Here is a 12,939-nt window from a genome sequence, read left to right as displayed (position 1 = left end):
AATCGGGTCGGCTCCCGTCGACTTTGCGGCGTACACAGCTCGCTGCGCTCGACCCGTATATAACTCCCTACCTTGAAAGGCCCTGTCGGCTATGGCTGATATCGAAAACTTCGACGTGCTGATCATCGGTGCCGGCATCTCCGGCATCGGCGCCGCCTATTACCTGCAGCGTGAGCATCCCGGCCGCAGTTACGCGATGCTGGAGGCCCGCGGTACCACCGGGGGCACCTGGGATTTATTCCGCTATCCGGGAATTCGGTCGGATTCTGACTTACACACCTATGGTTACCAATTCAAGCCCTGGCTCGACGAGCATGCGATCGCCAGCGCTGACAAGATCCTCGCCTACCTACACGAGACGGTCGCGGAAAACGGCATCGATCAGCACATCCGGTTCCGCCACAAGGTACTTGGGGCCGCCTGGGATTCTGCCAGTGCCTCATGGCTCGTGGACGTCGAGCGGACCGGTCGGCAGGGGGCAGATCCAGAGCTCGTGCAGCTCTCGGCGCGCTGGCTGTTCTGCGGGAGCGGGTACTACCGGTATGACCAGGGGTACAGCCCCGAGTTCACCGGTGCCGAACGGTTCACCGGACAGATCGTGCATCCTCAACACTGGCCCGAGCATCTCGACTACGCCGGCAAGAAGATCGTCGTAATTGGCAGCGGTGCAACGGCAGTCACGCTTGTTCCAGCTCTGGCCGGCACGGCTGCTCACGTCACCATGCTGCAGCGGTCGCCGACCTACATGATGCCGGTACCAGCCAAGGACAAGTTTGCCAACATCGCCAAGCGGCTCCTCGGCGACGAGCTCGGGTACGCGGCGGCCCGGCGCAAGAACATCCTCAGACAACGCGCCGTGTACACGTTCTGCCAGAAATACCCAACGGCGGCGCGGGCGATGATCCGTTGGTTCAACGCGCGGAGGTTGCCCGGCGGGTATCCGGTGGATGAGCACTTCAGCCCCCGCTACAACCCCTGGGATCAGAGGTTGTGCGCGGTACCCGACGGTGATCTGTTCACGGCACTCGGCGACGGAAGCGCTTCGGTGGTCACGGATCGCATCACGACGTTCGCCGAGACCGGCATCCGGTTGGAATCCGGGCACGAACTCGAAGCCGACATCATCATCACCGCTACCGGTTTGAACATCCAGCTACTCGGCGGGATGGCGCTGAGCGTTGATGGGCAACCTGTGGACGTGTCTAAGGCGGTGGCTTACCAAGGGCATGATGCTGTCCGGTGTACCGAACTTCATCTTCGCATTTGGCTACACGAATTCGTCGTGGACTTTGAAGATCGACCTCTTGTGCGAGCATTACTGCCGCCTACTGAGACACATGGATAGCCACGGCTACGACATGGTGTGGCCGGTAGCCGACCCGAGCATGGAAACCCTCCCCCTACTGGACTTTTCAGCAGGATATGTACAGCGAGCTCTAGCGGCTATGCCTCGGCGGGGCATCAACGAGCCGTGGCTAATGTCGATGAACTACAGCTACGACGTCGCAATGCTGCGCGACGGTCCTGTCCTCGATCCGAATCTCACGTTTCAGAGGGCTGCCGCAACGACTGGCTCGTAGACGACTGCCGCACTGGGCCGTATCGCCGATTGACGCCAACTCCGGCCGTTCGATAGGTGCCTTCTCAACAACCGCCCGCCGGCTGGAACGATCGGAATCGGCCCGATGGGTCTGCACTCGTTCCACGTAGTCTCCTTGTCTGGCTCAACGGGCGGTGCTACGGCGCTTCGAACCCTTCACGGCCAGTGTCGTGGATACGGCGAGGGGGTCCCAGGAGCTGTCGCGCTCAGGTAGCGATGCAACGTCGCCGAATACGGCGCCGTCCCTTACTTCGCGAATCAGGTTGCGGTTCAACACCGCCCCGGCCGCGCCGATGCCGGAGAGCATCGTTCCCTCGACGCCAGGTCCCCATGCACTGCTAGCTCCGGCGACGAAAAGGCCTCCCACCGGTGTGCGCGGTCCCTGACGTCGTGGGCCGACCTGGTCCCAACTCATCTCTACGCCGTAAGAGCCACCGTCTGTCGACCGGGTGTAGCGCTGCTGGGTAGCCGGCGAGCCGGCTTCCAGCCACACGATGTGCTCGCGGATGTCGGGAATGACGTCTTCGGCAACACTCACCAAAATGTCAGTTACCTGTTCTTTCATGTACTGATACGTGGGGTTGGAGCGGTACGTTTCTTCGACGGTGGGGTCGAGTCCTGCCAGCCCCCACAGTTCTGGATCCGGTGGCACGTAGGTCATCACCTCGATGGAGCTCTGGCCCGCGGGGGCCAAACCAGATACCGGGTCTTTGATCGAGGCCATGTGGATCATTGCACCCAGATAGGTGCGGCATTCCTGTAGCCACGCCTCACGGTCGCCGTTGAATCGACGGAAGTCCAGGCGACGTTGGCTGACGCCGAAATCTCCGTCGAAGCGGAACCGCCAGATCTGCGCGGAAGTGAATCTGTCGGCGAGATCGGTGTCCAGGCCGAGGTAAACGTTGAACAACGGCCACGCCATTCGGTAGTTCGCGACTCGACGCATGTCGCGAGCAGGAATATGCTCGGCGCCGACCAGGTCCCGGAAGGTCTTCTTCAAGTCGGCGGCCGAGACCACGATCGGGGCGTGGAGGGTTCGCCCTCCCTCGACACTGACCCCACTCACACGTCGGTTCTCAACGTGGATGCGGTTGACTTCGGAACTCAACGCGATGGCGCCGCCGTTTGCCGTGATCGCCTCGGCAAGGGACGCAGACAGCATCTGGCCACCTCCCTGCGGGAAGTAGGCTCCGCCACCCACATAAATCTTGAGATAGCCCGCTTGCACGAGGGCAGGCGCTCGCCGCGCCGCCGCCGCGTACGCCGGAGTCTGTCCGCACACCACTGTGCGGGCCATACCGGTCACACCGCACATCCGCACCAGGGCGTCCAACGGCAGCATTGCGAGTGCGGCGTAGGGCCCGGCTTTACGCGCGAACTGGACCGCGCCGTCTGTCCCGGACCCTGTAGATGCGAGGTCGACGGCATCGGCAAGCCGGCGGATGATCTTCACGTACCGACGCAACGCTGCCCGCTGCTCCGGGAATTGCGCCAGCAATCTTTTCTCGTAGTTGTCCCACCCGCGGGGTACGGCGAAATCAACTGATCGGAAGTGCAATTGGTCGAATCCGTCGGCGTCGATCTCGCGGAAGTCGATCCTCTTGTCAAGTCCAAGCCCACGCAAAATCGTCGGGATGTTGCCTTCCGGAGAACCGCAGCTACCGAGATAGTGAACACCGACTTCGAATTCGAATCCGTTGCGCCGGAACACGTGAGTACACCCGCCGATCGTCTCGCCGGCTTCCAACACCAGTGTGCGGACGCCGTTCGCGGCGAGGTACGCGGCAGCGGTCAGTCCGCCCATCCCGGATCCGACGACGATTGCTCCCCAATGAGAATCGTCCGGGATCGAGCCCACAAGGCTCGAGGGGCTAGCTGAAGTGGTCATGGTTGGTCTCCCTTTCGTGAGGCTGCGTCGGGCGCTAGGCGTGCTCTGGCGAGGGCGAGTCGCCATCCGGTGCGTCGAAGGTGATGCGGACGCTGATCGGATCGGTCTGCAGCGCTTGGAATCCTGCTACCACCAGTGGCCGCAGCCACCGCGCGCTGACAAATGATGCAGCCCTGGAAGCGGGATCGTCATCGCTACGTAGTGCCGCGGTACCGTCCAACCACCGTGATCCACGTTTGATCTGAACGCGAGGGTCGCTGGCGATGTTGTGTGCCCAGCCTGACCGCGCGCCGTGTTGCGAGACCAGCCACGCGCCGGTGTCATCAAAGCGCGCCGACACCGGCACTTCGCGGCGTAGTCCGCTACGGCGACCCGTCGTCGCCAGCAGCGCGGTGTAGTCACTGCGCAGACCCAAGCGATCCAGTGACCGCACCATCGGGTTGAAAACATAACGCCCGATGACTATTTCACGTCGGAACTTTCGATCCCGCTTGCGCTCGGCGGCTGCGCCGAGTCCGCGCGGACTGATCAGAGCGCCAAGACCGTTACGTCGCAGCGCGGACAACAGTGTCACCGCCACGGCGCGGTGCAGATCAGGATCGCGTCCGGCCCCCATACGGTGTAACTGATCGGTGTGCCACTGCAGATCGAGGAGTCCCCGCAGTGACTTACCGAGGGCGGTACGCGGTGCTGATTGCCCGGCCTGTGGAGGCCGGGAAGTGACGGTTTCGATTGCCTCGCTCGTCAACTGGTGTGCGACGTCCGGAACCAGTACTGCCGGACGCCCCAGACCGACCACGTCGCACGAACCCTCTGCCAGCGCCGAGGCCATTGCCGCTCGAGTGCGAAACCCGCCTGTCACGGCGATAGGCGTGTCCGCAGCCAGTGCGCGCGCTTCGGCGGCGAAACGGAGGAAGTATGCCTCACGCCGCGCTGTGCTGTCGGCGGGTTCGCCACCGATCCCCTCGTCCGCTCCCACCAGCGCCGCCGGGGATTCGTAGTTGCCACCGCTGATCTCGATGAGATCCACCCGTTCTACCGACAATCTCCGGATCACCTCGCGTGACTGGTCTTCGGTGAACCCCCCGCGCTGAAAGTCGGCCGAGTTGAGCTTGACTCCGATCGCGAAGCCCGGCCGCACGCTCTCGCGGACGGCGCGCAGAATCTCGATGAGGAAGCGCGAGCGACTCTCGTCGTCACCACCCCAATGGTCTGTGCGCCGATTGGCCAACGGTGAGAGGAACTGGGAAACGAGATATCCGTGCGCTGCATGGACCTGCACACCGTCGAATCCGGCTTCCTCAGCGACCCGTGCCGTCGCCGCGAATCTCGCGATGATGTCTCGGATTTCAGAGTCAGCGAGTTCGCGTGGCTGCGGCGTTCCCGGCATTGCGATGCCGACGGGAGACGGCGCAACCGGCCTTGTCCTGGTCGCCAGCGGATTGGCTTGTCGCCCTGGATGATTGATCTGCATCCATATTCTGGTGTCGCCGTCTTGCACCGTCTTGGCCCAGCGCTGAAGCGCATCCAGATGTCGGCTGTCCTCGACTATGACGTTTCCCGGCTCGCCCAGGTGGTGTTGGTCGACCATGACGTTGCCGGTAACAACAAGGCCGAAACCGCCCTGCCCCCAACGCTGGTACAGCCGTTCGATCCGATCACCAGGGCCACCGTCAGCCTCGGCAAGTCCTTCGCTCAGCGCCGACTTCATGAGACGGTTCGCCAGGACTTGACCGCAGGACAGCGTGAGCGGCGTTGCCAGCGTGACCTGCTCTGCACGGCGGGTGATCACCGTCATTTCTGTCCAGCCTCTCGTCAGCATTAGACCGTATGGTCTAATCATTGAAGTAGACCATACGGTCTAATGATCGCGTGCGCAATCGCCCGCAGGGACACGACGGAGAACTCCATGAAGGAAGCTCGAATGGGCCGATCCGTGCCACACTTCACCAAAAGGCACGCGTGTCCACTACGTGCCGCGTGGGCCGAAAGGAGAGCAACTACGGTGTCGGTGCGCTCCCGCCTGATACAGGCGACCACGGAGCTCGTCCGGCGATTCGGCGTATCCGGTACCGGCGTCGCACAGGTGCTGGCAGTAAGCGGAGTAGCCCGGCGAAGCCTTTACCTGTACTTTCCGGGTGGCAAAAACGAACTCATTGCTGAATCGACGACGTCGGCCGGTGAGCTGGCTGACGGCGTCATAGGGCGTCTTGCGGCGGCCGACGAGCCGGTACGCGCTCTCGTCGACTTCTGGTCCAGTTTGCTTGTGAGCGGCGACTATAACGGCGGCTGTCCGGTAGTGGCGGCCGCGCTGAGCCGCGAGGAGTTTCCGGATGTGGCGGATGCCGCCGGGCAGGTCTTTGACCGGTGGGTCCATACCATTGCCGCGGGCCTACGATCCAACGGTGTCGCCGAGAAGGATTCCGTGGGGCTGGCCACCTCGATCGTCGCGATGCTCGAGGGTGCGCTGATATTGGCGCAGAGCCGACAGTCGACGGAGCCTCTCGAGTATGCGCGGACTCATCTGGAGTTGCTCCTGCGGAGCTACACAAAGCCGGGCCGAAAGCGAAGTGCCGGAAGAATGCCCTAACTGTTGTGATTGCGGCCGGAAAGGCCTCCGATCACTGCAGGCGGGCATTCCGCTTCAACGCCGCAGGAAGCAACGCGGCCACACTGTCGACTCGCTTCAATCCCAAGGCCATCCCCTTTTCCGGGGATGGTGAACACGACACGCCTATTCCGCCGTCAAACTGCCGAAACCAACCCAATCAGATGCTCCGAAGCGTCATTTAGCATCTCGATTGCTCTCAGGGAGGAATCAACCGATGGGCCATTCCGATTATCGGAACACACCGCCCGAAGTAAGTCGTCTACTTCGAGTGATCCTGTGCGCGACAGGGATACAGTGGATCGTCTTCTTTATCTTCATGACACTGATCACCGTCCGGCCCATCATTCCGATGTCATCGCCGGCGGGGCGCCTGCTGATGTGGGGCCATGGCGGTGTGGAGTATCTCGTCATGCTCGCCGCCGTGAACATCGCCCTCAGCATCGGGCTCCTCCTGGCTGCACGGGACCCATATCGCTACGGACGCCTTGTGGATGCATTCCTCCTCACTGAGACCTTCCATATGGCGAGCATGCTGGTCATGGGTTTTCTACCCGGACAACACATTCACCTGATCGGCGATATCCCGCTCGGCATCGTGAGCGTCGCCATCGTCGCTGCGATTTGGCTGCCTGCACGCGCCAAGTATGTCCATTACGAAGCTCGGTGACGGCTCTACTCAGCGCACATGGGCCGCGGCACCGGCACAGGGGGGACGGTGGTGCCGGTGCCGCGGGGTCTGCGTCGCAGGTGCCGGCAACACCGCCGGCGCAGACCATGGTGAGGACAACAGCCACAGCGACCGCCACCCCTCGGCGCGGGTAGCGCGGCCGGTGTCCCGAAGCTCTTTTCTGGGTCTCCGCTGGCGCATCGGAGCACAATTCCCACTCCGCATGAACGTAAACCCGACCAAACGCCTTTCCTTCCAGCAACTTTGGAGCCCACACCGCGCAGACCAGCCAGCACAGCGTCATCTCAAAGACATCAGCCGAGTAGGGTCAAAAGTCCCTCGTGTCAAGAAACCCCGCTCCAAATGGGCTGACCTTGGTACGACCCGGAGAACCGCCAGTCCCGCTGCAGCATTCGTCAGTCAGCCCATGCAGAGTAGCTGTAGACACCGCCGATCCGTCAGGCCAGCTGCCAGCACCGTGAACGGCTTCACGCAACAGCATCTCGAACCGCAGCGTCACCTTCAGCACGTTCGCGATCAGTCAGCGCCCCTTGGCAAGCCACCTTATCGAGCTGCTGGCCATACCGGGCGCGATTGGATCGCCGGACGCTAGCGCGCTGACGTCCACAGTCATGTTCGGGCCTCCGTTTGCGTCGAATAAGTCGGGACCCCACGAGCGTGCGGCGCAGCGTTTGCGCCGTGATGTCGGCCATGTTGCATCGGTGGGACGCCGCCTGGGAATCCTTGTCCCACTGCCATATACGCGGCGGTCATAGACGGATACACCGCCGAGACAGTAATGCCGTTCCGTAGCACCAGCGTGAAAGTGCCGCCACGTCGACGAACAGGTGTCGCTCCCCCACCCGCGGTTGCAAGGAGTGAGTTTCCCAATAGCGGCGTGCCACACGACATCGCGGGTCGGTTTGTGCGGGAATGATCAAGTTCAGCGAACACGACCATGGGCACATCTGACCTATAGAGTGCTATGTTCAACGACCCCGTGAGCACGAAATCCTGTGATGTGTAGCACTTTAACGACCTCACGAAGGCCTCTCGGGTTGAACTCGCGATATAACGACAGCAACAAGGGTCACGAATTCAGCCCACCACCGTCGACACACCGAGGCTGGGCGACAAAACAGCCGAACCTCACCACGTCGTGTCGAGCCGGAACTGTCAATCGCCGTCTCGACTTCTGCCCGTTGAACCGAAGAAGGATGGTCCCACCAATGACTCGACGCTCGGCCAGGACTCTAGTGCTTTCGATTGCTACCACCGTCGCGCTTATTGCGTATACGCCCAGCCCCGCCCACGCGGGCCTGGACAATGAGCTGAGTTTGGTCGACGGCCAGGATCGGACGTTGACGGTGCAGCAGTGGGACACCTTCCTCAACGGGGTATTTCCCTTGGATCGCAACCGATTAACACGTGAATGGTTCCACTCGGGCAGAGCCAAGTACACGTGCGACGGCAAGACCTGCGACCAATTCGCCGGCACCCTAGAGCTCGGCTACCAGATTGGCTTCCCCTGGTCGCTCGGCGTGGGCATCAACTTCAGCTACACCACCCCGAACATCCTGTTCGACAGCGCCAACCTCATCCCGGTGGCAGTATCACTCGGCCCCACCGGACCAAGTGTCGGACTGAACCCAGCCTTCAACCCGTCGATCGTCACACCAAACCTGTTCCCCGGAGCATCGATATCGGCCGATCTGGGCAACGGCCCCGGTATCCAGGAAGTCGCCACATTCTCCATCGACGTCACCGGTCCAGCCGGCTCGGTCGCCGTGTCAAACGCCCACGGCACCGTCACCGGCGCCGCCGGCGGCGTACTCCTACGACCCTTCGCCCGCCTGATCGCAAAAACCGGCGACTCGGTCACTAGCTACGGCGAACCATGGAACATGAACTAGCCCAACAGAATACCACCACCATGCGCAAGGTAAGCCAAGCCACAGACATGCACAGGGATGATCGCAAGGTAATTCACCGGGGTCGAGTCAATCCGCCTCTACAGGCATGCGCCCCACAAGCGGGACATGGTAGAGGGCACTGGTAGACCGATCCCGCGACAGCGCAGAGGTCAGGACGGCCGAGCTCGAACCAAATCGGTCATGCGTGTTTGGTACGTTGCGGCGTCGATCTGCCCGGCGAGACGCTGTCGGACGATGACCTCCTCGCACCTGCCTGCCCAGTGGCGTCCACGCCGCGGGCGCCGAATCACCGCGTAGATCACGGCACCCAACTCGACGGCGGCAACAAGCAACGCCACTACCTGTCCGGTGCCGACCGGTCCGGCCTCAATCATCTCTTCTCACTTTTGTTTTGGTCGCTCATAGTGCACTGTCATCGACACAGCGTCGAGCACGGATGAGACCTGCGGTAGGGCCATAAGGCTCTGCGTCTGAAGCTCAAGGCGCCTGCACCTTGGCTCGGCGGCGCACCCGTCGATGATCCGACTTTTCTCGGTTGCCTTCGGCGGCGAGTAGGGCCAAAGGTCCCACATTTCGCCGGTTGCGCGGTGAGTAACGCCACGCAAACAGCACACCGAATCTGTGTAAACATGGCTAAGTGTCCGCTAGTTGCTAGCGCCCGCGATCACCCCGGGGAGAGGGTGCTGAAAGAAGGGGGAGCTTCACATGAGTACGTCCGTACGGCCAAACTGTGATCGACGACATACCAGGCTTATTAGCATCTACCGGAGGGCCGACGTGGCACCCGAGGCGACTACCGATGTTCCTCCCCCAGCCGATGGCACACACGCCACGATCCAGACGATCTCGGTTCGCGATCGGCATAGCCAGCAACATCGTCGGCGCGAGGACTCGATCGAACCGGACACTTTCGCGGCGCGCCTCAACCGGTTGTTCGACACGATCCGCCCACCCGGCCGCGGGCCACTCCGCGATGCCGAGGTCATACAAGTACTGCGCGCCCGTGGGTACAAGATGTCCGGACCGTACCTGTCCCAGCTTCGCACTGGCAGCCGCGGCAATCCCAGCATTCGAACGCTGCGTCAGCTCGCCGATGCCTTCGGTGTATCCGTCGAATATTTCACCGAGGGTGACGGCGGCTACACCAGGTTCTTAGAAACAGAATTGCGTTGGCTGGAGCTGGCACACGACCCCGACGTCCGCCGGATCACGACGGCCCTGCTTGCTCTGCCGCCCGATGCACGAGAAGACATCCTGCGGTCCGCAATGTCCGCGCCCACCGTCGCCAAATAGCCGTGAACTTTTCTTGTAGAGGCGACAACCGCGGTGACATCAACGAGACCTGGCGCCGTTGGCGTCGCTCGGGGGCGGGCGTGAGGTGCCGATCGGTGTCCAATCGGGATGGCGGAGGGAGATTTGGGTGTTGACACCAAGAGTCAAAGATGAACTCGCCCACATGGTCGTGCAACAAGCAAGTGCACGTAAGGCTGAGGTGGCTGCGATACTGCAATTCGCGGGCGGACTGCGCATCGCCAGGGGGCGTGCTGTGATCGATGCCGATGTGGACCGGGCGTCAACAGCAACCCGGGTGTGCAGGGACCTCACGGACTTGTGCGGCTATGCGGCCGAAGTGCGGGTGGTGCCGGGCATGGGTGAGCGTTGTCGCTACGTAGTGCGCATTGTGCACCACGCTGAAGATGTGGCCCGCTGGGCCGGATTGATCGATCGCTACGGTCGGCCGGTTCGAGGCATGCCGGCCCAGATCGTGGGCGGCGGCACAGCAGAAGCCGAAGCGATGTGGCGCGGGGCGTTCCTGGCCCGAGGCTCGCTGTCGTTAGCAGGTCGTACACGGGGGCTGGAGGTGCAGTGCCCCGGCATCGAGGCCGCGTCGGCATTGACGGGAGCAGCCCGCAGGTTGGGCGTGCAGGTCAGGGCCCGCCAGGTGCGGGGTGCAGACCGTATCACGGTACGTGATACGGACACGATCACCGCCTTGCTGAATCGCATTGGTGCTCAACAAACCTGCGCGGCGTGGCAATTCCATCGCGATACCGCGGGTCCACGGGTCATTGGCGCGGCACTAGTGGACTCCAACCACCGTCGCGCCCAGGAGTCAGCAATGGAGACGGCGATTCGCGCCGAACGCGCACTGCACATCGTCGGGGACAAGGCGCCTGATCATTTCGTCGAAGCCGCGGTTCTGCGTATCCAGAACCCCGACTTGTCACTAGAAGAGTTAGGCCGCCTCGCTGAGCCACCCTTGAGTAAGGACGCGGTCGCCGGCCGACTACGGCGCCTGCTGAGAATGGCTGACCGGGAAGTCCAACGAGCCATGGTTTCGGACGCCGGTTGAGCCTTCCCGGCACAGCAATTGCGTGCGCAAGCGACGGTGCCTTTGAGTTACTAATATGCTGTAGGACAGGCTATTTCGCTACAATGATCCGCGCCGCACGGTTAGTGCGGCGCTCGCAGATGTTCCCGCAAGCAGGACTGGCAATCGCGAGGAGACAGTGACCGAAATGTTCGCCACTACCGGACCCGCCGGAGAGTCGCCCGAACCACCGCCCCTGGAGGCCATCAACTGGAATGCAGCCACTGACGCCAAGGACATCGACGTCTGGAACCGGCTGACCACCAATTTCTGGCTACCTGAGAAGGTGCCGCTATCCAACGACCTACCAAGCTGGGCAACCTTATCTCCGGATCAACAGCAACTGACCGTGCGCGTGTTCACTGGCCTCACCCTGCTCGACACCATGCAAGGCACGGTGGGATGCGTCGAGATGCTCGCCGATTCCCAAACACCGCACGAAGAAGCTGTCTACACCAACATGGCGTTCATGGAGTCAGTGCACGCTAAGAGCTACAGTTCGATCTTCTCCACACTGTGTTCCACTCGCGAGATCACCGATGCATTCGCGTGGTCGCGCACCAACGCGTTTCTTCAGCGTAAAGCCCGCATCGTTCATAACTACTACCGCGGCGCCGACCCACTCAAGAAGAAGATCAGCTCGGTGATGTTGGAATCCTTCATGTTCTACAGCGGCTTCTACCTACCGCTGCACTGGGCCGCACGCTCCATCCTGCCCAACACCGCCGATATCATCCGACTGATCATCCGCGATGAGGCCGTGCACGGTCACTACGTCGGCTACAAGTTTCAACGTGGCTACCACACCGAAACCTCTGCGCGCCAACACGAGTTACGCGATTTTGCCTACACCATGTTGACCGAGCTCTACGACAACGAAATCGACTACGCGCATGATCTCTACGATCCGCTGGGCATGACGGATCCCGTATTGCCGTACATGCGCTACAACGCCAACAAAGCCCTGTCCAACCTCGGTTTCGACCCATTGTTCGACCGCGACGACAGCCAAGTCCCCGCCGAAATACTCTCGGCACTCGACCCAGGCGCCGCAGAAAACCATGACTTCTTCTCAGGTAGCGGCAATGCCTACGTCATCGGCACCGCAGCCGAGACCACTGACGACGACTGGACCTGGTAGGCGGCGTTCCAATCCCTCATTTGGCGCGTTCGGCCAGCGCGGCCGGATCGCGGATGTCGATGACTGTGCCCTGCAGTCGAATCCATCCGCGATCTACGAACATGACGAGCGCTTTGTTGGTTGTTTCACGGGTGACTCCGGCCAACTGTGCGATCTCCGTCTGCGAGAGGCCGTGGCTGATGCGCCATGTGCCGCAATCGTATTCGCCAAACCGTCTGGTGAGGTCGAGAACAGTCCTGGCTACTCGCCCGACGGCATCGGTCAAGGCCTGGCTGTACAGGGCGTCGGTAGCGCGGCGCAGACGACGAGCCAAAGCCGTGAGCAGCTGCTCAACAATCTCAGGATGCTCGGCAATGCAGTCCCACAGCGCGGACCGGGTCATGGTCAGGGCCGTTACGGCCGTCACAGTGGTGACAGTAGATGTCCGCGGTCCCGGCTCAAACACTGCAAGTTCCCCAAACATGTCTGCCGGGCCCAGGATGGCGACCAGAGCTTCGCGGTTTCGTATCGTGTGTCCGACCTTTACTCGACCATCGATGATGATATAGAGCTGGTCGCCGATATCACCTTCGCTGAACACGATTCGTCGACGGGCAAACGTCACCGGATCCATTCGACCCGCTAGCGTGGGGACTACGTCCGGATCGACACCATCAAAGAGCCCGGCACGCAGCAGTATCTTCTTCACGCAACCCCCATCCGTCAGGTGCGACCCGCCGCTGCCCTG

At 61.9% G+C, this 12,939-nt stretch carries 9 protein-coding genes and 1 pseudogene; 7 read left to right on the top strand and 3 right to left on the bottom strand.

Annotated elements, in window-relative coordinates; all coding sequences use genetic code 11:
- Window positions 1-91: 91 nt before the first annotated feature.
- Window positions 92-1,580, top strand: a pseudogene (locus AC3WTE_RS00540) (flavin-containing monooxygenase).
- 144 nt (window positions 1,581-1,724) lie between these two features.
- On the opposite strand, the gene AC3WTE_RS00535 reads toward AC3WTE_RS00540, so the two are convergent.
- Window positions 1,725-3,488 (bottom strand): phytoene desaturase family protein, encoded by a 1,764-nt coding sequence (locus tag AC3WTE_RS00535; RefSeq protein ID WP_492434788.1) that lies wholly within the window; start codon window positions 3,486-3,488, stop codon window positions 1,725-1,727.
- Between the two features lie 34 nt (window positions 3,489-3,522).
- Window positions 3,523-5,286, bottom strand: a complete 1,764-nt coding sequence (locus tag AC3WTE_RS00530) for a nitroreductase/quinone reductase family protein (RefSeq protein ID WP_492434787.1) — start codon at window positions 5,284-5,286, stop codon at window positions 3,523-3,525.
- Between the two features lie 207 nt (window positions 5,287-5,493).
- Between AC3WTE_RS00530 and AC3WTE_RS00525 the strand changes: the two genes are divergently transcribed.
- The 6 genes from AC3WTE_RS00525 to nrdF all read left to right on the top strand — a co-directional run bounded on the left by AC3WTE_RS00525 (window position 5,494) and on the right by nrdF (window position 12,212).
- Window positions 5,494-6,078 (top strand): TetR/AcrR family transcriptional regulator, encoded by a 585-nt coding sequence (locus AC3WTE_RS00525; RefSeq protein WP_492434785.1) that lies wholly within the window; start codon window positions 5,494-5,496, stop codon window positions 6,076-6,078.
- A gap of 235 nt (window positions 6,079-6,313) precedes the next feature.
- Window positions 6,314-6,766, top strand: coding sequence for a hypothetical protein (locus tag AC3WTE_RS00520; protein WP_492434783.1), 453 nt, complete (start codon window positions 6,314-6,316; stop codon window positions 6,764-6,766).
- Window positions 6,767-7,995: 1,229 nt separating this feature from the next.
- Complete coding sequence (mspA, locus tag AC3WTE_RS00515; RefSeq protein WP_492434781.1) at window positions 7,996-8,679, top strand: porin MspA; 684 nt, start codon at window positions 7,996-7,998, stop codon at window positions 8,677-8,679.
- A 915-nt stretch (window positions 8,680-9,594) separates the two neighbouring features.
- On the top strand, window positions 9,595-9,993 hold the full coding sequence (locus tag AC3WTE_RS00510; protein WP_492435446.1) for a helix-turn-helix domain-containing protein: 399 nt from the start codon (window positions 9,595-9,597) through the stop codon (window positions 9,991-9,993).
- Window positions 9,994-10,123: 130 nt separating this feature from the next.
- On the top strand, window positions 10,124-11,053 hold the full coding sequence (gene whiA / locus AC3WTE_RS00505) for a DNA-binding protein WhiA (protein WP_492434779.1): 930 nt from the start codon (window positions 10,124-10,126) through the stop codon (window positions 11,051-11,053).
- 166 nt (window positions 11,054-11,219) lie between these two features.
- Window positions 11,220-12,212 (top strand): class 1b ribonucleoside-diphosphate reductase subunit beta, encoded by a 993-nt coding sequence (nrdF, locus tag AC3WTE_RS00500; protein WP_492435444.1) that lies wholly within the window; start codon window positions 11,220-11,222, stop codon window positions 12,210-12,212.
- A 16-nt stretch (window positions 12,213-12,228) separates the two neighbouring features.
- Here the strand turns inward: nrdF and AC3WTE_RS00495 are convergent, their stop codons facing one another.
- Entirely contained in the window at window positions 12,229-12,900 is a 672-nt protein-coding gene (locus AC3WTE_RS00495; protein ID WP_492434778.1) for a Crp/Fnr family transcriptional regulator, read from the bottom strand.
- Window positions 12,901-12,939 lie beyond the last annotated feature (39 nt).

Source organism: Mycobacterium sp. FW102-FHT13B02, assembly GCF_058790275.1.
Note: the sequence above shows the minus strand (reverse complement) of the source record. Positions and strands in the feature narration are given on the sequence as shown.

Bases quoted from the DNA above. Each gene is read 5' to 3' on its own strand.
- AC3WTE_RS00530 (WP_492434787.1), bottom strand. From the start codon at position 5,286: ATGACGGTGATCACCCGCCGTGCAGAGCAGGTCACGCTGGCAACGCCG.
- mspA (WP_492434781.1), top strand. From the start codon at position 7,996: ATGACTCGACGCTCGGCCAGGACTCTAGTGCTTTCGATTGCTACCACC.
- AC3WTE_RS00535 (WP_492434788.1), bottom strand. From the start codon at position 3,488: ATGACCACTTCAGCTAGCCCCTCGAGCCTTGTGGGCTCGATCCCGGAC.
- nrdF (WP_492435444.1), top strand. From the start codon at position 11,220: ATGTTCGCCACTACCGGACCCGCCGGAGAGTCGCCCGAACCACCGCCC.
- AC3WTE_RS00520 (WP_492434783.1), top strand. From the start codon at position 6,314: ATGGGCCATTCCGATTATCGGAACACACCGCCCGAAGTAAGTCGTCTA.